General features: G+C 32.5%; 19 protein-coding genes. 12 read left to right on the top strand and 7 right to left on the bottom strand.

Translation table 11 applies throughout. The features are described 5' to 3' along the window. Positions 1 to 179: 179 nt before the first annotated feature. From GQR97_RS13775 to nrfH, 4 genes are all read right to left on the bottom strand, one after another. Positions 180 to 938 carry a Crp/Fnr family transcriptional regulator gene (locus GQR97_RS13775; protein ID WP_233267544.1) on the bottom strand — a complete coding sequence of 253 codons (759 nt, stop codon included), beginning with the start codon at positions 936 to 938 and terminating at the stop codon, positions 180 to 182. Positions 939 to 1,147: 209 nt separating this feature from the next. Beyond that, entirely contained in the window at positions 1,148 to 4,291 is a 3,144-nt protein-coding gene (gene ccsA, locus GQR97_RS13770) for a cytochrome c biogenesis protein (RefSeq protein ID WP_158849365.1), read from the bottom strand. Between the two features lie 91 nt (positions 4,292 to 4,382). Further along, a complete protein-coding gene (gene nrfA, locus GQR97_RS13765; RefSeq protein WP_158849363.1) occupies positions 4,383 to 5,879 on the bottom strand; it encodes an ammonia-forming cytochrome c nitrite reductase in 1,497 nt (498 codons plus the stop codon). A gap of 26 nt (positions 5,880 to 5,905) precedes the next feature. Then, positions 5,906 to 6,505, bottom strand: coding sequence for a cytochrome c nitrite reductase small subunit (gene nrfH, locus GQR97_RS13760; protein ID WP_233267543.1), 600 nt, complete (start codon positions 6,503 to 6,505; stop codon positions 5,906 to 5,908). Positions 6,506 to 6,751: 246 nt separating this feature from the next. Between nrfH and glp the strand changes: the two genes are divergently transcribed. From glp to moaA, 9 genes are all read left to right on the top strand, one after another. Continuing rightward, positions 6,752 to 7,933, top strand: coding sequence for a gephyrin-like molybdotransferase Glp (glp, locus tag GQR97_RS13755; RefSeq protein WP_233267542.1), 1,182 nt, complete (start codon positions 6,752 to 6,754; stop codon positions 7,931 to 7,933). Position 7,934: 1 nt separating this feature from the next. Further along, on the top strand, positions 7,935 to 8,273 hold the full coding sequence (locus GQR97_RS13750; protein WP_158849361.1) for a winged helix-turn-helix domain-containing protein: 339 nt from the start codon (positions 7,935 to 7,937) through the stop codon (positions 8,271 to 8,273). A 9-nt stretch (positions 8,274 to 8,282) separates the two neighbouring features. Beyond that, positions 8,283 to 9,023: a sulfite exporter TauE/SafE family protein gene (locus GQR97_RS13745; RefSeq protein ID WP_158849359.1), complete on the top strand. Its 741-nt coding sequence runs from the start codon at positions 8,283 to 8,285 to the stop codon at positions 9,021 to 9,023. 1 nt (position 9,024) lies between these two features. After that, complete coding sequence (locus tag GQR97_RS13740; RefSeq protein ID WP_158849357.1) at positions 9,025 to 9,603, top strand: molybdenum cofactor guanylyltransferase; 579 nt, start codon at positions 9,025 to 9,027, stop codon at positions 9,601 to 9,603. Next, a complete protein-coding gene (locus GQR97_RS13735) occupies positions 9,594 to 9,827 on the top strand; it encodes a MoaD/ThiS family protein (RefSeq protein ID WP_158849355.1) in 234 nt (77 codons plus the stop codon). The genes GQR97_RS13740 and GQR97_RS13735 overlap by 10 nt, the downstream gene beginning before the upstream one ends. A gap of 45 nt (positions 9,828 to 9,872) precedes the next feature. After that, positions 9,873 to 10,955, top strand: a complete 1,083-nt coding sequence (gene moeB / locus GQR97_RS13730; RefSeq protein WP_158849353.1) for a HesA/MoeB/ThiF family protein — start codon at positions 9,873 to 9,875, stop codon at positions 10,953 to 10,955. An 11-nt stretch (positions 10,956 to 10,966) separates the two neighbouring features. Further along, positions 10,967 to 11,410 (top strand): molybdenum cofactor biosynthesis protein MoaE, encoded by a 444-nt coding sequence (locus GQR97_RS13725; protein WP_158849351.1) that lies wholly within the window; start codon positions 10,967 to 10,969, stop codon positions 11,408 to 11,410. A gap of 87 nt (positions 11,411 to 11,497) precedes the next feature. After that, positions 11,498 to 12,409, top strand: a complete 912-nt coding sequence (gene moaCB, locus GQR97_RS13720) for a bifunctional molybdenum cofactor biosynthesis protein MoaC/MoaB (RefSeq protein WP_158849349.1) — start codon at positions 11,498 to 11,500, stop codon at positions 12,407 to 12,409. A 63-nt stretch (positions 12,410 to 12,472) separates the two neighbouring features. Continuing rightward, complete coding sequence (gene moaA / locus GQR97_RS13715) at positions 12,473 to 13,480, top strand: GTP 3',8-cyclase MoaA (protein ID WP_158849347.1); 1,008 nt, start codon at positions 12,473 to 12,475, stop codon at positions 13,478 to 13,480. Positions 13,481 to 13,703: 223 nt separating this feature from the next. On the opposite strand, the gene GQR97_RS13710 is transcribed toward moaA, so the two are convergent. Genes GQR97_RS13710 through GQR97_RS13700 form a run of 3 tightly spaced genes read right to left on the bottom strand, consistent with a single transcriptional unit; the run spans position 13,704 to position 15,766 of the window. After that, positions 13,704 to 14,129, bottom strand: coding sequence for a glycosyltransferase (locus GQR97_RS13710; protein WP_158849346.1), 426 nt, complete (start codon positions 14,127 to 14,129; stop codon positions 13,704 to 13,706). A 5-nt stretch (positions 14,130 to 14,134) separates the two neighbouring features. Further along, complete coding sequence (locus GQR97_RS13705) at positions 14,135 to 15,322, bottom strand: response regulator (protein ID WP_158849344.1); 1,188 nt, start codon at positions 15,320 to 15,322, stop codon at positions 14,135 to 14,137. 39 nt (positions 15,323 to 15,361) lie between these two features. Continuing rightward, positions 15,362 to 15,766 carry a PleD family two-component system response regulator gene (locus tag GQR97_RS13700; protein ID WP_233267541.1) on the bottom strand — a complete coding sequence of 135 codons (405 nt, stop codon included), beginning with the start codon at positions 15,764 to 15,766 and terminating at the stop codon, positions 15,362 to 15,364. A gap of 149 nt (positions 15,767 to 15,915) precedes the next feature. On the opposite strand from GQR97_RS13700, the gene GQR97_RS13695 reads away from it, so the two are divergent. The 3 genes from GQR97_RS13695 to GQR97_RS13685 are packed head-to-tail and all read left to right on the top strand — an operon-like array spanning position 15,916 to position 21,733. Next, positions 15,916 to 19,005 carry a hypothetical protein gene (locus tag GQR97_RS13695; protein ID WP_158849342.1) on the top strand — a complete coding sequence of 1,030 codons (3,090 nt, stop codon included), beginning with the start codon at positions 15,916 to 15,918 and terminating at the stop codon, positions 19,003 to 19,005. Continuing rightward, positions 19,005 to 20,222 carry a hypothetical protein gene (locus GQR97_RS13690; protein ID WP_158849340.1) on the top strand — a complete coding sequence of 406 codons (1,218 nt, stop codon included), beginning with the start codon at positions 19,005 to 19,007 and terminating at the stop codon, positions 20,220 to 20,222. Before GQR97_RS13695 ends, GQR97_RS13690 begins: the two co-directional genes overlap by 1 nt. Then, positions 20,216 to 21,733, top strand: a complete 1,518-nt coding sequence (locus GQR97_RS13685) for a glycoside hydrolase family 2 TIM barrel-domain containing protein (protein WP_158849338.1) — start codon at positions 20,216 to 20,218, stop codon at positions 21,731 to 21,733. Before GQR97_RS13690 ends, GQR97_RS13685 begins: the two co-directional genes overlap by 7 nt. The last annotated feature ends 2 nt before the right edge of the window (positions 21,734 to 21,735 follow it).

Below are 21,735 nucleotides of genomic sequence, written 5' to 3'. Positions count from 1 at the left end.
CATAAAACAAACTACGTAAACCAACATAGTGAGCGTGAAAAACTACGTATAAAAATGAGTATTTATAAAAATTAAGTTGAAATAATATTTTAAATGAAGCATAACTTAGAAAAAAACAAGGCGGTTTTTAAGTTGAAGAAAGAAATGAAAAAGTATGTTGTATTACTTTGAAATGTAGCTTAACTATCTAAGAAATAGTTATGTTCGCTAATTTCATTTTTGAGCGATTGTACATTAGGAACACCAATTTTTTTTCCTTTAGCAGAAATTAAACCTTCTTTTTTTAATAAAGAAAATACACGAATAACCTGTTCTTCTGTGGTTCCTGCGTAATCGGCGTATTCTTTTCTACTTAGTGGTAAATTGAGATAACCACGTAAATCTCCAAATTTTCTATTAATGTATAACAATGTATCAATAACTCGCTCACGAACCGTCATTTGAGAAATAGACTTTACTTTAGATTCACTACGATTAAGCTCGTTGGCATAAAAAAGCATTAACTCATAACTAAACTCAGGACTTTTCCTTAAGGCTTCTTGTAAACTATCTTTAGAAAAATAACAAAGCACAGTGTCTTGTAAAGCCACAGCACCAATAGAATAATACTCTTCGGTACCAAAACCACGATGCCCGATAATTTCGCCTTCTTTAGCAAAACGAACTATTTGCTCACGACCATTAATACCAGTCCTGAAAACCTTAACCGTTCCTTTCAGAATAAAAAACAACCCATTAACTGGCGCTCCTTCTATTATAAATTGTTGTCCTTTTTTACAACGGATATCACTCTTTTCTTTTTCTAGAATTGCAGGACCTAAGGTATTTAATGCATTCTTTATTAAACAATTGTTATTAACACATACTTCGCAAGCTGTCCCTGTGAGCGATCTCCCGTTCGATGTTGTTCTATATGTATTTATAACTGTGTTTTGCATATCAAGCTTTTAAGCTACTTACACAAATATAAGTATTAATACGTAATTATTTAAAACACTACTTATTTTTGATAATTACACAAATAGATTCTTCAAATAATAAAGACATCATATATTTATGATGCCTTTATTATTAAAACCGTAATTTTAAAAATAGATTTTATGTATATCGTTCTATTGATTAAGAGTTTAAATCTATTCTACTACTCTCATTTTTTACGACAAAAAGTCTTCTTTCTGTAATACGCTAAAAGCGTTACAATAACCATAAACGCCGCTAAAACATAAACAAATTTAGGGATTGGCAACGGATCGCCAGCGGCATAACTATGCAACCCAGACAAGTAATAGTTTACTCCAAAAGACGTCATGATAATAGACCAAAAAGCAAACATACTTGCTACGTTTACAACAAAGTTGTTATTCAGTTTCGGGATAAATCTTAAATGCAACACAATAGCATAAACAATAATACTTATTAAAGCCCATGTTTCCTTTGGATCCCAAGCCCAATAACGTCCCCAAGATTCATTAGCCCAAACACCTCCTAAAAACGTACCTACAGCTAAAACAAACAAACCAATAGTCATGGCTATTTCATTAATATAAGTTAGCTCTTTAATTTTAATTTCTATTATCGCCTTAGTTTTGGGTGTTTTAAAAATATAAAGCAACAAGGCCATTAAGCCTAAAATAGCAGATAAAGCCAAAGGCGCATAGCTACTAACAATGGTTGCCACATGTATTTTTAACCAATACGACTTTAAAACAGGCATTAAATTCGTGATTTCAGGATTTAACCAATCTAAGTAACTTACAAATAATAAAGCTCCTGAAAACAGTGTTGCTAAAGGTAAAGAAAAATCGGATTTACGGAACGTAAGTAAACCGCATAAAAGCAGCACCCAAGAAACAAAAACCAACATCTCGTAGCCATTACTCCATGGCGCATGTTGGGCCACATACCAACGTAAAATAATATTTCCGGTAAAGCATAAAAATGAAACGAGCGTTAATACTATAAATGCATTATTAAAAAATTCTATAGCTTTCTTTTGAACAAACATTTTTACAATAGCTAAAACTAATAACACCAACCCAAGTGTAAAAAACACTTGAAATAACCAAAAATTAATATTGGCCTTATTGTACCAAAGTTCTGCTTCTATGCGCTCCGGAGTTGGTATCACACTTGCACCTAAAACTTCTTGATACTTTTTAATGTACATTAATTTCTCTTGAGCATCATCATACTTAAGCATTACAATGTCATTAAAATAAGATGGGATAATGTTTTGCGCGAACTGAGCATCTTCCTCTGGAAAATCTCTAAAATGATGTTTAAAACTGAACCACGTATTATTGGCATCATTCTTATTCGGGAAAATTTTTAAATAATTTCCAGCAAATAAATTATATAAAATATTAAATCGCTCATCAACTTTTAAAACCTCTTTATCAAACTCATTACGTTCTGCAGGCTTTTTCTTGTTAGCTTCTTCAACTTGATTGGTTAAAATATAATCACCTTTATCATCTAGCAAACTAGTATAAGGTAAAAGATTATTTGTACCAACTACCACATCTTTAAAAAGATCGCCTGTTTTATCGAAATCAACTTTAACTAGCGGTATTTTCTGCCAAACATGTGGCGCTATATGCATGGCTAAAAACGTTTGATTCGCATCAAAAGTTACTTTTTCATCATTTATTTGATATGAAAAACTCGATTTTCTTGATATTTTTCTTAAAAATTCAGATCCTAAAGTATTTACAGGTTTTATTCTACCGTCAAGATCTTGCACCAAAATCCGCCCGAAATAATCAGCATGTGCTCTATCTACTTCTTGCGATTTTACTAAATTCTCTATTTGCAGTGCCGTAGAATCGTTTAATTGTTGTGCAAATGAGGCTTGCAAACCAAAAAGCAATATAACAACGGCTACATGTTTCTTTTTTAAATGCTTCAACTTTTTATTAATTAAATGAAAACGAGATGTTTTTCCAAAAAGCGTGGCAAACATACCAAACGTCATAAGCAGATAACCTAAATAAGTAATCCAAGTACCTAAACTATCATGATTAACAGAAAGTACGGTACCTTTTTCATCGGTATCATAACTAGCTTGAAAAAAACGATAACCTCTGTAATCTAACACATTATTCATGAAAATTCTAAAAGGTGTTTTTTCATCGTTATCTATAATAGTAACTTCACTAGCATAGGCCGACGGACTAGAAGAACCGGGATAACGCTCCAGCTGAAAATCATCTAACTGAATAGCAAACGGTGTTTCTATTGCTCCTGCTCCATAAGATAAAATCACTCTTAAATTATCAATATTAACCTCGTGATGTGTTGGTAAAAACCCTTCACGATACAATATATTTAATGGCTTTTCAACATCATTTACAGATACATTTACAAGTAACGCGTCATCCTTCATTTTATCATTTTCTTTAGAATCTTCAGATTCACTTTTTAAATGAAAAATTCCGCTTTCAAAATACGTTAGTGGTACAAATGAGATATCGCCAGATCGATATAAAGTTCTTAAGGTAATAGCATGCAAACTATCTTTCGATATTATTCCTGCCTGTTGAGACGACATGATGAAGAAATCTAAATCGTGTGGAGAATTGATACTGAAAGCACCATTTTCTTCGACAATATTAATAATGCCTTTTTTATTAGAATTGAAACCAATTTCATGCTGGTGTTCCCCTATTTTTTCAATTTCTCCTTTTTTAAGATATACCGTGTTCCTGCCTTTCCCTTCAGTTACTACCATTTCTAGGAGTGGCTCGCCGTGTTTCTCATCCTCAATAACTTCTGCAATAGCATCTTCTACATAATCTTTATAAGACACAGCTACTGTTGCGCCTTCAAAATCTGTTTTTAAAGTGAAATCGTTATTTTTTATAGATGAAAAAGATAATTTTTCTTTTACTGTTTTTGAAGTTGTTCCATCGGTAATTGTAAGAGACAGGAAATTAGTGTCGGAAATAACAAAATTAGATGATTGCCCTTCTCTAATCCGCATAACACCTCCATAAGAGGTGTATCGTGTAATACCTGCACCTAAAATAATAATGATAAATGAAACATGAAAAAGCAGAATTGGCCATTTTTCCTTCCGAAGCAAATTATATTTAAAAATATTTGCAATAAATGAAAAAACCAGACCAACCATTACCACCTCGAACCACCAAGAATCGTAAATGATAACCCAGGCTGTTTTTGTTCCATAATCATTCTCAACAAACGTGGCTATAGCCATTGATACGGCAAATGTTAGTAATAAAAGTAAAGCCAATCGTGATGATGAAAAAAACTTGTATAATTTCTGCATAAAACTCTATTAAAAGAAGAAAGATAGCTTTGGTGATCTTACTAATCATCAAAAACTATCTTTCTTAATTATTAAAAACGAATACTAATTCCTAATTGTTTAAAGATACATCTTTAGAATCGTATTTAGACTCTCTTTCTTTAGCAGCTTCTAACCACTTAGGTACTAAGTTTTTCTTGAATTCAGCTTTTTCTTTTCTTAAAGCTTCCATATCCAAGCCTATATATTCTTGAGCTTTTGCTTTTGTGGAAATGTCTGGCATTTCAACTGGTTTATTATATCCTAAATCTGCAAGTAAACGTGCTAATTTTACACGTCCGTCTTGAATAATTGTAAAACCACTACCTATAACTCTAGCAGTTTCAACTGGCGAGTGAAATGATGCACCGTGAGATGCTGCTGCATAATCCCAACGCCATTGTGCGTGACGAATATCCATTAAAATATCTTTCATTTGTTCTTCCGTAGCTCCCAAATCCCAAGCTTTTTTAGCTTCTACATGCGCTTTCACTATAAATCCTTCTAATTTTAATCTGTTCTCTGCTGTTTTACGTTGACGATCGTAAACGTTCAACTTTAATTTATCAGCATCTTCTCTATGGCAAACTTGACAAGCGTTAGATACATTGTTTAAAGGTGATTGTATATGGTGATCCGTAAATTTTTGTCCGCCTTCACTTTTATATGGCATATGGCAATCTGCGCAAGATACACCACGATCTGCATGAACTCCAGTTAAGTATGTTTCGTAACCTGGATGTTGTGCTTTTAACATTGGCGCACGACTTAATTTGTGTGTCCAATCACTAAATTCAATAGCATCATAATACTCTTCCATAGCTTCTACAGACATACCGTTTTCCCAAGGTAACTTCAAATATGGAACACCTTCTTTTCCTGGTATTTTTTTATCGAAATAATACTCCACATGGCATTGCGCACAAACCAAAGATCGCATTTCTTGGTGCGTGGCTTGGTTAATATCTTTACCCATAGCATCAAAGGCTTCCACTAAAGCAGGACGAGATATCGTTAATTTCATAGTTTTAGAATCATGACAATCTGCACAACCAATTGGGTTTACAATCTCGTCACCTTTATCAGCCCATTTACCAGAATAAAATTCGGCTATACCTTTTTCATTCATTAAACGTGGCACATCAGGACTCTTACAAGTCCAACATGTAGCAGGCATTGGTCCATCACCTTCTCCTTTAGGTCCACCAGTTCTAAGTGAATTTGTTATATCCTTAATAGCATTCATGTGTCCTCTACCTTGGCTATAATCTTTAGAGAAACCATAACCAGCCCAAAGCACTACTAGATTTGTATCTTCATCTAACATGTCGCGCATAGCAGAACCTCCTTGAAAAGAGGCAAAACTAGTATCGGCTGTTTGCAAAAACGATTGATATTCCGCTGGATAATTTTTTCCCCATTCGGCGTTTCTTGGTTCATTATCGCCAATGTTAACCTTTGGAACATATTGATATTTAGCTTCGTTTTTCCTATTAACAATACTTGATGCTAATAATCCCAGTAGAAACACGACTACTACTGTTACGATAAATAAAACCTTGTTTTTCATGTATTAAGTATAATTATTTTAATAATCTATTTGGTTTCCATTTCTTTCTCCAACCAGCTTGGTATTACAGCTTCTTCTTTATCGGTTGGTAGTGGCGAAATATTACTTTTAATTGTTGAAATGCCATGAACTGTACCATGTGGTACTTCTTGGTGACATGACCAGCATTGTCTTTCTGTTCTATTTTTAGCATGATCTTCTATATAACCATCATACTTTACTTGAGTAACTTGTTGCACATGGCAACGAATACAGTTATTTTGAACCACTTCTTGAGATTCCTCTCTCATAAACATTACTTCGGGTTCTGCTCTTAAAGTAAAAACCGATGCATGAAATAAACCATCCTTCGCTTTAAAATAGTACTTATTAAATATGTTATTATGTGGCACATGGCAATCGTTACAGGAAGCCCATTGCCTATGAGAACTATGCATCCAGCTATTATAAACTGGCGTCATTACATGGCAGTTTACACAAGCTAAAGGATCATCGGACATATAGGAAACTAGTTCAGCTTCTTTTGTCATAAACAAACCTAAACCTGTAATAATAGCAATAAAAAAAACCGCTATTGTACGCCATCTAGATTTTTTATTTGGTAATAATTTGTTTTGGATATTCACAAGTATAAATTATCAAGTTTATTAATAAGCTGCCTTTTACCTCTTTTAAATGTTCTTCAATTCAAATCTTAATATTCTGTTAAAAATACGTTTTTTTATTATTTCAAACAAAACTAACATCAAGTCTTTTAATTATTTAGCAAAAATGTAGTATTATTTTATAAAAATTAATGACAAATATCATGTTATAATAAAGTTAAAATAAAAAATTAAATTCGTTATATTTGCCAATACATAACGATATTTATGATGATTTCCATAGAACAAGCCATTTCTACAGTTAAACAAAACACCAAGCCTTTAATGAAAACTACCGTAAAAACGGTAGAAAAAGCAGGAGGTTATATCCTCTCTAAAGCTGTGAAGTCTCCTATAAATATGCCGCCTTTTAACCAATCCGCAATGGATGGTTACGCTTTAAACTTACATAATGGTGCAACTTACCTCTTAATAGGTGAAATTCAGGCAGGCGATAAACACCAACCTATATTAAAACCAGGAGAAGCCGTGCGCATATTTACTGGAGCTGCGGTACCTAATTCTGCAAATGCGGTAGTTATGCAAGAAAAGGTTAAGATCGAAAAAACGTTTATTCATATTGAAGGCTCAACATCTTTAAATCAAAATATCCGTCCGCTAGGCGAACAAGTTAAACAAGGGGATTTAGCTTTAAAAGAAGGTACAAAACTAACACCCGCAGCTATTGGGTTTTTAGCATCTTTAGGTATTGGAACTGTTGCGGTTTACAAAAAACCAGCGATAGCTATTATAACAACAGGTAACGAATTAATAGAACCTGGAAACGATTTAAGCTACGGGAAAATTTACGAAAGCAATTCAAAAATGCTTTTGAGCGCATTGTACAATTTAAAATTCTACGATGTTAATTTATATAATGTATCTGATAATTATGGCCAAACGGTAACCAAATTAAAAGAGGCCATTAACGAGAATGATCTTGTTATTATAACAGGTGGTATATCGGTTGGTGATTACGATTTTGTTGGCAGAGCCTTAACAGAATTACACGTTGAAGAGCTATTTTATAAAGTAAAACAAAAACCAGGAAAACCATTATTCTACGGAAAAAAAGGAAGCACTCAAGTTTTTGCTTTACCAGGAAACCCTGCAGCAGCATTAACATGTTTTTACATTTATGTATACATCGCTTTGCAAAACATGATGAATCGTGATGCCTTAGAACTAGAACGAGTAGACGCCAAATCGATAACAAACTTTATAAAAAAAGGTGATAGAGCTCAATTTTTAAAAGCCATTTACAATAAAGGTGAAGTTGAAATTTTAGAAGGACAAAGTTCGGCTATGCAACAAACTTTTGCTTTAGCAAATGCTTTAGTATTTATGGATGAAAACGAACAAGAAATAACTATAGGCAAAACAGTTGAAACTATAATTTTACCCATATAATATGAGCTATAAAATTAAAAGTCGAATTTGGATAGAAGCCGAAAACCATGTGCTTTTGGGTGAAGGTCGTGTGCAATTATTAAAAGCCATTGAAACAGAAGGTTCTTTATCTAAAGCTGCGAAAACTTTAGGTTTATCATACAAAAAAGCATGGGGTTTAATAGATTCAGTTAACAAATCGGCTAAAAAACCAGTAACCATAAATAGCACTGGCGGAAAAGGTGGTGGTGGTGCGGAACTTACCGATTACGGCAAAAAATTAATTTCCGTTTTCGATGAAATAAACCAAAACTGCTGGAACTTTTTAGACGAACAATTAATAAAACTCGAAGAGCTATAAAAGTTTAACATGCTACAAACCGAAAACATAACCTTGTTTTTAATTATTTTGCCCATTATATCCTTTCTGTACTCCAGTGTAGGCCATGGTGGCGCTAGCGGTTATTTAGCATTAATGGCAATATTTTCGTTTGCTCCAGAAACCATGAAACCCACTGCTCTACTGCTTAATATATTTGTAGCAGGTATATCATTTTATTATTATTATAAAGCTGGATTTTTTAATAAAAAACTATTTCTAGCTTTTGCAATCACCTCTATTCCATTCGCTTTTTTAGGAGGAACTATTGAAATTGATGCTTCTATCTATAAAAAAATATTAGCTGTTTTATTGATTTTCGCCATACTTAAAATGCTGAATGTTTTTGGAAAAGAAAGCGATAACATAAAAGAAATTAAGCTCTGGAAAGGATTGCTTTTCGGTGGCACTATTGGTTTTTTCTCAGGACTAATTGGTATTGGTGGTGGCATCATTTTAAGCCCGGTAATTCTATTATTCCATTGGGGTAAAATGAAGGAAGCAGCAGCTGTTTCGGCATTATTTATTTGGGTGAATTCAGCATCAGGTTTGGTTGGTCAATTATATAGTGGTGTAACCATTGAAAAAGAATCATTTTTATTAGTAGCCATTGCGTTAATCGGTGGTATTCTAGGTGGATATTATGGAAGTAAAAAAATTAACAACATGCAGTTGCGCTATATTTTAGCTTTTGTTTTAATTATGGCCTGTGGCAAATTATTTTTCACATAATATGATAGATAAAAAAAACATATCGGGTATTATTCTAGCAGGAGGAAAAAGCTCTAGAATGGGTACGGACAAAGGTTTTTTAATGTTGAATGATAAATCGTTTATACAACATAGCATCGATGCTTTAAAACCATTAGTTTCCAAAATAATAATTGTTTCAAATAATACAGATTATGATGTATTTGGTTTAAAAAGAATAGACGATATTATTGAAAACACAGGACCTTTAGCGGGAATTTATTCAGGTTTAAAAGCATCTAAAACCGAGTACAATTTGGTTTTAAGTTGCGACATTCCCTTAATAAATGCCAATATTTTAAATCGATTAATTTTAGGTATTGATAAAACATCAGAAGTTATTCAAATAGAAAGTAAAGGACAAAAAATGCCGCTAATTGCTTTATATAATAAGTCTTGCGAAACAACTTTTATAAACCTTCTAAACAAAGGTGAACGCAAGTTACAGTTTGCTATAAATCAATGTAAAGTTAAGAGTGTTTCAATTGAAGACAATGAAAATCAGTTTACAACAAACGTAAATACTAAAGACGAATTAAAACAACTAAAAGCATGCAAATAAGCATAAAATATTTTGGACAAATTGCTGAAGTTACTCAGGTTAATGAAGAGTTAATTGAGTTTTTAGGAGGTGACGTTTCTGAACTTTTAAAGGTATTGTATTCAAAATATGAAAACTTAAAACACAAAGATTTTCAAGTGGCTCAAAATCAAGAATTGGTTTCGGGAAACACAGAAATAACAGGTGCAGATATTGCATTATTGCCTCCATTTGCTGGTGGATAATTATTTAAGTTTTAGTATAAATTTTTTTCAAAATAAAATAAGTTAATGAGCAGCAGATACAACCGGCATATCACCCTTTCTGAAATAGGAAAAACAGGTCAAAATAAACTAAACCAAGCCAAGGTTTTAGTTATTGGCGCTGGTGGTTTGGGTTGCCCTATTTTACAATATTTAGCGGCTGCAGGAATTGGGACAATTGGGATTATAGATTTTGATGTGGTAGAATTATCTAATTTGCAACGCCAAGTTTTATTCGGAAAATCAACTCTAGGAATCAACAAAGCTATTGCTGCAAAACAACGTTTAGAAGATTTAAACGATACCGTTTCTATAAAAGCATTTCCTAAAAAACTGACTTATAAAAACGCCTTAAGTTTATTTAAAAACTACGACATTATAGTTGATGGATCTGATAATTTTGAAACCAGATACTTAGTTAACGATGCTTGCGTAATAACCAACAAACCATTGGTATTTGGAGCTATTTATAAATTCGAAGGTCAGGTTTCGGTATTTAACTATCAAAACGGGCCAAGTTACCGTTGCTTATTTGCAAATCCACCGGAGAAAGATAGCGTTCCTAATTGTTCGGAAACTGGAGTTTTAGGTGTCCTTCCTGGTATTATCGGCACTATGCAAGCCAACGAAGTTTTAAAGATTATTTTAGGCATAGGCAACGTGCTTTCAGGAAAAATTCTGTTTTACAATGCCTTAACTTATCAAACTTCGACCTTAAAAATAAAAAGAAATGAAACTGTTATTCAAACGGTTTTAGATAAAAAAGATAACTTTCAATCTAAAATATTTAATTTCAATTGTGAATTCGAGAACGAAACAATTTCAATTAAAAGGATATTAAATAAAGAAAATATTCAATTTATCGATGTTCGTGAAACACATGAGACACCTAAAATTAAAAGTCTAAATGTGATAAACCTTCCTTTATCTCAATTAGGGAACAACTTAAATACAATAGATTCAAAAAAAGAGAATTACTTGTTTTGCAAATCGGGAATGCGCAGTAAAAAAGCCGTTTCAATTTTGAAAAACAATGGAATTAATAATTGTTTTAGTTTAAAAGAAGGAGCTTTAGAACTCATAGAAACTTTAAAAACTAAAACAGTCTAAAAAACAAACATATGGAACCTAAAAAATCAAAAAACGTATTTCAACAAGGCGCAATTTCATCCGAATTTATCGGAAATTCAATTGCTAAACATCAAACCAAAACGAGCATTGGTGCACATAATATATTTTTAGGCCAAGTACGTGCCGATGTTATCGATAATAAAACGGTGGCCGCTATAGAATATACAGCATACGAAGAGATGGCCAACGCTAAATTTCATGAAGTTAGAGAATTGGCTTTTGAAAAATTCGACTTAACCTGCATGCATATTTATCACAGTTTAGGAACTGTAAAAGCAGGTGAGATCTGCCTCTTTGTATTTGTATCTTCTCCAAGACGAAAAGTGGTTTTTAAAGCTTTAGAGTTTATTGTTGAAGCGATTAAAGCAGACGTTCCTGTTTTTGGAAAAGAAATTTTTGAAGATGAAACACATCAATGGAAAGTGAATTCATAATATATTTTATAGCGAAAGAATTAAATTGAAAAACCCCTAATAAACTAAATGCTTTACGCAAATTTCAGTTAAACACATAACAATACAATGGTAGACATCACCCATAAAAGCACAACTTTACGTACCGCAACTGCTCAAGCTGTGGTAAAAGTAAGTAAACCCGAAACTATAGAAGCTATTAAAAACGATACCGTACCTAAAGGTCATGTTTTTGCGATGAGCAAAGCTGCCGGGCTGTTGGGTGTAAAACGAACGCCGGATATTTTACCTGATTGTCATCCTTTACCTATTGAATTTACAGGTGTAGAATACGAAATTAACGGACTAGAAATCACGGTGCTTTTCACAGTAAAAACTATTTATAAAACAGGTGTTGAAGTTGAAGCGATGCATGGCGCAAGTGTTGTTGCACTAAATATGTACGACATGCTGAAGCCTATTGATAAAGGCATTGAAATTCATGCTATTAAATTATTAGAGAAAAAAGGCGGAAAATCGGATTTTAGAGATCGTTTTAGAAAAGATTTAAAAGCTGCTGTTGTGGTGTGTTCCGATACTATTTCGGCAGGGCATAAAGAAGATAAAGCAGGAAAAGCAATTATTTCAAAATTAGAATCTTGCGATGTGAAAATTGCAGAATACGTTATTATTCCAGATGAAATTGATGACATTCAAAATAAAGCTAAACATTTTGAAGCACAAGGTATCGATATGGTAATATACACCGGTGGCACAGGGCTTTCGGGACGTGATGTTACTCCAGAAGCTTTAATTCCTTTGCTTGATAGACGTATTCCGGGTATTGAAGAAGCTATTAGAAATTATGGGCAAGATCGTACACCATTTTCTATGCTTTCGCGCAGTGTTGCAGGAACAATAAAAGATACTTTGATTTTAGCTTTACCAGGTTCAACCAATGGAGCCAAGGAATCTATGGATGCCATTTTCCCTGCTGTTTTGCATAGTTTCAGGATTTTGAAAGGTGCAAGACACGATTAGTTAGTAAAAGATTACTTCTGGTTTTTTAAACGTGAAAATATAGAATAAATTAAAAGAATAGTAATGAAAAACGAAATCCCCGTATTACAAGATTTACACGGTAGAGATCACGCATATTTACGAATTTCGTTAATTGAGCGTTGCAATTTACGATGCTCATACTGCATGCCTGCCGAAGGTGTTCCTCTTTCTCCAAAAAGCCATTTAATGACTTATGAGGAAATCTATGACATTGCTAAAACCTTTGTAAAACATGGTGTTACAAAAATTAGACTTACAGGTGGCGAACCGTTAATAAGAAAAGATATTCCTGTTATTTTAGAACGTTTGGCATCACTTCCTGTGGAATTATCAATTACCTCTAATGCTGTAATTATCGATAAATATATTGATATTCTTAAAAAACATGGCGTTAAAAAAATCAACGTGAGTTTAGATTCTTTAGATGCGGAAAAATTTAAACATATTACCCGTCGTGATCAATTCACGAAAGTTTATAACAACATTCTACTTCTAGTAAAAGAAGGTTTTAATGTGAAATTGAACGCCGTTTTAATGAAAGATTTTAATGAAGATGAAATTATCGATTTCATTCATTTCACCAAAGATTTACCAATTTCTGTTCGGTTTATAGAATTTATGCCTTTTGATGGCAATAAATGGGATATGAGCAAAATGGTATCTTATGCCGATGTGATGCATTTAGTTAACGCTTCCTTTTCCGAAGAAGAAATTGAACGCTTAATCGATGCTCCAAATGATACATCTAAAAACTACAAAATAAGAGGTTATAAAGGTAGTTTTGCAGTGATTAGTTCGGTTACCAATCCCTTTTGCGATTCTTGTAACAGATTGCGTTTAACAGCCAACGGACAATTAAAAAACTGTTTATTTTCTTCTGGAGAATCGGATTTACTAACAAGCTTGAGAGAAGGGAAAAACATAGAACCTATTATACAAAAAGCGGTACAAGCTAAATTTAAAGTGCGAGGTGGTATGGATACTTTAAAGAAGTTACAAGAGCCTAAATTGCATAACAATAACCGTAGTATGATTACGATTGGTGGTTAATTTCATATCAAACAAAACAGACAAAGTACTTATTGGCAATAATATTAAGATTACTAAAAGAATTACCGCATTAATCGCAAAGTGATTTGACAAAATTTAGAATAAAAAAAACGCTAAAATCTGGGGAGGATTTCAACGTTTTTTAGTAACAACATAAGTTAGGTTATGCGTGCTTTCACAAGTTAAATATCACGATGCTTTACAAGCGATATTTAATTGTTTGTTATTTCTGAATTTTAAAAAACACCGGTTTAATTGGACTTGTACTTTGCGACTTATCCACTTTATAATTAATCATTGTTTTTAAAAAATTTTCAATTTCATTCATTAATGAGAACAAATCGTTTGTTGCTCTTACATTTGAGGTGGTAGAATATCCAAAATATTTCAACTTATTTTGGCTAAAAAAATATCTAGCACCTGCCTTTATCGCAAAATTCACTCCTTTATTTTGCTTAATATCTATTAAAGTGCAATCTAATCCCGACGTATCAATTAACATTTCTAATTTATCCAGAGTATCATCTCTACTGCCATTGTTTACTAAACATAAGTGAACATCACTACGAAAACCAAACAAGCCATCAAATAAACCTTTTTCAATATCTACAGCGTTATTATCAAACACTATTATTACTCCAATTTTCATTATAATTAGCTAGAAAAACTATTAACAGCTTTTATATTTGAAGTATTCATTTTTTTTCCTCTATATACCCATGCAATTTGTGCCAATTGAAATACAATTTTTACAGAATCTTTCATAGATAACTTAGATCCATCGGCATGTATCCATCTTTTTAATGGTTGTTCACAGATATATGTTTTAGCTTTTTCTGTGCCGAAATAAAGCGTCATTCTTTTAAATATCTCAACATCAAAAATCCATTGTGTTACAAACTTTTCTCTAAAAGAAAGTTCAATAACATCTTTACTGAAAATTTTAGCACCACATTGCGTATCCTTAAAATCCATTCCCAAAATCTTTCGGATAATGAAATTAATAGTCATACTAATTATTTTTCTTGCAGATTCTTTAGTGATATTTGCTCCCATTCTACTAATTCGAGAGCCACTAACAATTTTAAAATCTGAACTTTCTATGGTTTTAACTAAATCGTCAAAATCTCTTAAATCGGTTGATAAATCGGCATCTAAAAAGCCAATATAATCTAGATCATCATGCTGAGCCATATGCAACATCCCAAGTCTAACAGCTTCCGCTTTACCTCCATTTTTTTCACAATCGTAAACAGTAATAAAATCTTCTCGACCCTTTTTTAAATCTTTTAAAACTCTTAAAGTATCATCTTTACTACCATCATTAACAAAACACAAATGGTAACCCGTGTTTTTACTTATAAAATCTGTAAACTCTTTACTTAACAGGCGCTCTTCTTCATCATAACAAGGGATTACAACGCCTACACAACGGTGTTGTATTACACCATCTCCAGTTGTATCATTGGTAGATACAACATCTGGTTGACCGATTAATCTTTTTACCCTTGCTGAAATTTCGTTTAAGCTTAAAGGTTTTTTCATATAATCGTTAATACCTAATTCAAAACCTTCAGTAATCACTTTATCTTCAGTGTTACCCGATAAAACCATAATTGGAGTATCGCTATATTCGGAGTTTCTTATATATTTTACAATATCTAACCCAGAGACGCTAGGCATATTAATATCGACAATTACTAGATCTGGAACAAAGTCGTTGTAAAGGGATATCGCTTTATTCGCATCAGTTTCTATTTTAACTTCGTATCCTAAATCGCTTAATCGCTTTTGGAGAGGAAGTAAAACCAACTGTTGGTCATCTATGGCTAATATTTTCATAACTAATTTTTTATTGTAGGTTAAGGTTAATAGAAATGGTTAATGGGTTCTGAAATAAATATTAATACGTTTAATACGATTACAAATCTCACTTAAACTTATTGGTTTTTTTATATAATCGCTAATTCCTAATTTGAATCCTTCGGACATAACTTCTATACTTGTATTTCCAGATAGCACGATAATTGGAATAGAGGAATTTTTAATCTTTCTAACATACCTGATATATTCTAATCCTGAAAATTTAGGCATATTGATATCGACAATAATTAAATCTGGTTTGAATGACCCAAATAATTCGGTCCCTTTTTTAGGATTGGTTGTGGTACAGACTTTATATCCTAATTCCTCTAATCTTTTGCTTAAGGGAAGCAAAACTAATTGGTCATCGTCGATGGCTAATATTTTCATTTTTACTAATTTTAATAATGGATTACCTGACAAAAATACATTTGAAGAGGCGTTTAAAATTAATATTTAGCCTAAGGAATGAAGAACTGTAGACGAATGGTAGATTTGTATAGATAAATAAATTATGTACCGTAATTAAATTATTTATCTTTACCATGTAGTTACTACCTGTCAAGTCATTAATGAAAGAAACCTCAAATAAATTCTTAATCACGGCCATCCTTTTAGGGTTAGCCTTTCATGGTAGTGCTATCTTTTTCACTTTGGAAACCACGTATGATGCATTAATACACTTGTTTTTTGCAGATCATTACGCAAATAGTTGGTTCGAACCTTGGAATTACGAATGGTATACCGGGTTTACGGTACAAAGTTATCCGCCCTTAGTCCACCAATCTATAGCACTATTGTCTATGATTGGTGGGTTGAAATTTGGAATGTTCAGTGTTGCTCTTATTGCTATTGTTCTATTTATTACCGGAGCTTATCGCTTTTCTTTAATGATGACGGCCAGCAAAACAGTTGCTGGTTATGCAGCAGTTTTAGCTGTATTCTCGTCTTCATTTGTAGAAACACTCCATATTTTTGGACAATTACCAAGTATTATTGGTGTTTCTGTTTTAATGCACGCCTTACCAGAAATTTATTTATGGTTAAAAACAGGTAAGAAATGGTACTTAGCGACATCTTTATCATTAATAGCTGTAACGGTTACATCTCATCACGTTACACCTATTTTCGGGATGATCTTTTTCATCTTTCCTTTAATAGGGATGGTTATAATGGATGTTTCGAGAGAGCAAGTCAACTCGATGAAAGAAGTAACCTTTAAAGTATTTTTAAATAGTTTTTTCAAACTCTTTAAGCGTATAATTAGTTTCGGGATGTTATCGTTAGTACTAATTATAGGCTGCATTTTTCCATATTGGTTAAACTCAAAGGCCAACCCAATTACCCAAGTTCCAATCCCTCATGGTTCCCGAGATAATTTTTTAGAAATCACTTCGTCTGGATTGGTGTTCTTTTTAATCCCTTGGGGAATTTTACTCATATTATTGCCTTATATATTTTACCGATACTACAGTAAACGATATATGTTTTTTGGTTTATCCATAACCATTTGTACCATTTTAGGAACTGGAGGTACTACGCCTGTACCACTAAAAATGTTAGGTGAAACTGCTTTTAATATTTTAACGCTTGATAGGTTTACACTTTGGGCCTCCATTTTATCGATACCCATGTTAGGCGAATTCACCTATCGTTTTGTGGAAGGTGATTTAAAAGAATTAATACAAACTAAACTTGGTGCTATTTACCATCGTATTATTGGTGGAATACTAGCTGGATTATTAGTGTTTATGGTAATGTTCACCATGAGTTTAAATTATTTTAGACCATCGCAGCCACAGAAAATAAAGATGCTCCCAATCGTGAATTTTTTAAATCAAGATGATCACGACAAATGGCGTTTTTTAACACTTGTTTTTGGCGACCAAATGGCTTGGTTAAGTGCACAAACTAATGCGATGACGGTAGATGGAAACTATCACTCTGCAAGGCGATTACCCGAATTAACAACCAGACCAATAGAACGTTTAGAGAACTCAAAATTTAAAGGTGTTGCGGGTATTGGATCTTTACAACAGTTTTTAACAACACCCGAAAAATATAACCTCAAGTATATATTTTCTAACGATAAATTTTACGACCCTATTCTCTACTTCTGTGGTTGGCAACGTTTACGTCAATTAGAAAATGGAATTATGGTTTGGGAACGCCTTAACATCCCTCCTGTCTCTGCTATTTTACCAAAAGAAGATGTTGCAAAATGGATTAAAATTATTTGGGGTGTTATTCCTTTTTTAACTGTTTTAGTTGCTTTTGTACTTAACATACAAATGCTTTGGGTAAACATGCTAAAAACACGAGTAAAACCCATTCCATACTTTTTAAAATACCCTGTTACTTATAATAAGTTTTCACGAAACGTTTTACGTATTACTCATATTTGGTCGTTCATTTTGGCCATTGTGTTATTTTATGGTATTTATTTATTCTACCTAAAAAACGATTCGCAACGCAGTCCCGAGAATGCAATTATTGCCTATTACGATGCTTTAGATTTTAAAGAATTTGAAAAAGCATATAGTTTAGTGGATCCAGAAAGTAAATTACCTATAGCCCAATATATGCTAGAAATTTCGGTGACTGATGGCTTATTAAGTAGTTATGCTAAAATGGATGCTATAGAGACTGAAATTACAAAATACAACGATAGTACAGTCTCTGCAAAAGTGACTACGAATTGGATTACACCTTTAGAAAAAATTGAAAAAACAGATTATAAATCGCTATCTAAACGGAAAGGGAAATGGTATTTACAACCAGACGATTTAAACAACGATTTACCACCAGATCAACTATACTCTGCCAATACCACAAAATATTTCAACCAAGGTAGACGCCGCATTACAACCGAGCAAACACACCATGAGGACATACTAAAACAACCTGTTTTAGAAGTACTTTCGGCCAAATTAGTAAAGTATGATGGCAGTTATGCCATTATTGGTGAAGTTCAAAATATAGACAATGTTCCTGCAGATGTTATTTTAAAAGGAACCTTGTATAATGATGACAATAAACAACTAGCAACCTACAATGCAAAATATCATATTAAGCATAAGTTGATGCCTAAAGAATCTAGTAGTTTTCGTATTAATTTTGAAGGTATAGCTTGGTCTAAAACACAAGATTCTATTCCTGATACGTTTAACCCAGATGAATTTACACCTATTGCTTTTGAAGAACAACCAACAAAATTCAACCTACAAATAGCAGGAAATGTGTCTGGTTCTGATTTATATAAAAATGTAGTGTTGAGTGCTATTAATATTAAAAACGGAACTATAAACGGGAACTTATTTAATAGCGGAATTCAGGAAATAACCATTCCACAACTTTTAATTACCTATTATGATGCGAATAAGAATATGGTTTGGGTAGACCATTTATTTGTAAAAGCAGGAATCAGGCAGCAACGCAAACAAGCTTTTGAATACCAAATTTTAAAAGATGGCCGAGTGAAAATTATTAATGATGATATGAAAAATATTTTTGTAAATGGTTTACCAAACAATGCTATTGCTAGTAAAATAGTACCAGATAGAATTAAAAACCACAGCGATGCACAATTACAAAAAATTGATCATCCAGAATTTAGTTATATTAAAATTGAAATTAACACGTACATAGGAAGTCCAAATTAATGCAGTTAAAGCATATATACATATTCGTTTTAGGTTTAATTTTATTATCATCTTTTGCTGTCGTGCAACAAAATGAAACGGCAAATAAAATAGAGCTATTAACCTCACAAACCAATTATGAAGCTGGCAGTAAAATTGTTTTAAAATTCTCAACTACAGAAACTTCAAAACCTTTATTGTATTGTTCAAATAGCTATGGTTCTACTTTAGTGTCACCAAATTTAGAAAGCAACACACTTCAATATACTCTTCCACAAACTATCAGTAAAAAAATAGGTGCCGTTAATTGGAAAATATTGGATACTATTGAATCTATTACAGGTACAATCAAAATAACACCCAGAAAAGAAGTTGCAACTATGGAGACATATATAGGGCCACCAAGTATTGAAGCTGGTGGAACGGATTATACTATGCTGGTTGTTATTCCAACAGATTCTTTAGATAACCCTTTAGCTGAAAACTCTTTAGTAAAAGCAAAACATCAATTTTTAGCTTCCGAAGAAAACAATGATATTTTTACTAAAAATTTAATTGCTTATAAAAATATAAATTCTAAAAAAGAAAGCGGCAGAATGTTAGTGTCCTCTGAAAGTTTAGGTATCAATTCTAAAGAATTTACTATAAATATAAAAGCTGCAATTCCAACCGATTTCACTATTTCGGCAAAGCGACCTCATGATTATGCAGATGGAAATCAAGTCACTACATTTTCAACATCTATAATAAAAGACAAGCAAGGCAATGTGGTTAGTGATGGTACATTTGTTACGTTTTTTATCACCAATGCTGACGAAAATATTTTAAAAACTACAGGAACTACTATTGAAGGTGTGGCGCATGCTAAAATAATTCATCCAAATTTCAAAGATACTTGGAGTATCAAAGCTTACATAGATGGCATGTCTGAAAGCAAAATAATATCACTTAAATACAAACAAGTTATTGAAGATTTTGATATTGCGTTTTCAGAAAAAAACAGAAAAATAACGATAGGGCCTTTGCAAAGTTTTATGCTACAAATGATTCCTGATGGTTTACAAGTAAAACTTAAAATTTATAAAGACAATTTACTTATAGATACGCTTACAAAAACATCATATAATGGCTATGTTAACTTTATTTTAAAACCTGCTATTTATGAAAATGGCGATTATAATTTTAGAATTGAAACTGCTGGAAAAACAAAAGAATCCAATACAAAAAAACTATGGTAGGGCTTAACAAAAACATACTGCGTACCATACTAGTAGCATCATATATTATAATTATTGCTCTAATAATTTATGGTGTTAGCGCCTTATTCAGTTACCTAAATACGGGAGCAGACCGAAGTAAAATGTTGCATACCGAAATTAAAAAAATAGAACAATATCTACCTAAAATTGTTTGGGAACCTTTAAATAATGAAGGCAGACCAATGGATAACCAAAATTTAAAGGCTTTAGAAAACGACTATTTAGATGCTTGGTATGTTAAGCAAGTTGCCTACAGCAGTAATTCGATAGCTGGCATCAAAGATTATTATACAGATAGTGCCAAAGAAAATATTTTTGATTTTATTGAACGCAATAAAGATGAAAACATCAATATTGAAGCAACCACTTTAAACCACAATCCTACTTTAGAGTTTTTTAGTGAGGATGGACAATTAGCAGTCATTACAGATAGAAATGTTGTCGAGTTTAAACGTGTTTTTAAAGCCAAAAAATTAGTTTTAGAAACCACAGAAACATCTACTTATAAAATAGTATTTTTATTAGAGGATGGTTTTTGGCGTATTAGGCATTTGGTAAAAGAAAACAGTGAACTATATAAAGTTGAAGCTGCACCAATTGAAACTAACGGGCTAACCATTAAAGGCATTAATTACTATCCGCAAGCAACCCCTTGGAATATGTTTGGCGATGCTTTTGCAAAAGACACCATAGCAAAAGATTTTAAAATTATAAAAGATGCTGGCTTAAGTTCGGTGAGGATTTTTGTGCAATATGATGACTTCGGGAAAGCAAAAGTGAACTCACTAAAATTAGAGAAATTAAAACAAACTTTAGATGCTGCAGAAGAAAATAACCTGAAAGTAGTTTTAACATTGTTCGATTTTTACGGTGATTATTCAGTTTTAAACTGGACTTTAAATCAGCGTCACGCAGAAAAAATTATTGAAACCTTTAAAAACCATAACGCACTATTAGCTTGGGACATTAAAAACGAACCCAATTTGGATTTTGATTCTCGTGGAGAAACATTAGTTACTGCATGGTTAGATAAAATGATCGATTTAGTGAAAACAATAGACCCAAAGCATCCTGTAACAATTGGGTGGTCTAATATTGAAAGCGCTACTATTCTAAAAGACAAATTAGACCTTATTAGTTTTCATTATTATGAAGATTTGGATGATTTAGAATTAGCCTTTAGAAATTTAAAACTAGAAGTTTCAAATAAGCCTATTGCTATCACCGAATTCGGGTTATCATCTTACAAAGGTTTATGGAATCCTTTTGGAAATAATGAAAAAGACCAGAGCGAATATCATAAAAAATGCCAAACTATTTTCAGTAATAATACCATCAGTTTTATGTCTTGGACACTTTACGACTTTGTAGAAATACCAAAGGAAGTCGTTGGACGACTTCCTTGGCGCAAGCGAGCTCAAGAACATTTTGGTTTTATCAACAAAAATGGAGAGACTAAACCCGCTTTAAAATATATTTCTTCTAACTAATT

This window comes from Algibacter sp. L1A34 (assembly GCF_009796805.1).
Lineage (GTDB): Bacteria > Bacteroidota > Bacteroidia > Flavobacteriales > Flavobacteriaceae > Algibacter.
Note: the sequence above shows the minus strand (reverse complement) of the source record. Positions and strands in the feature narration are given on the sequence as shown.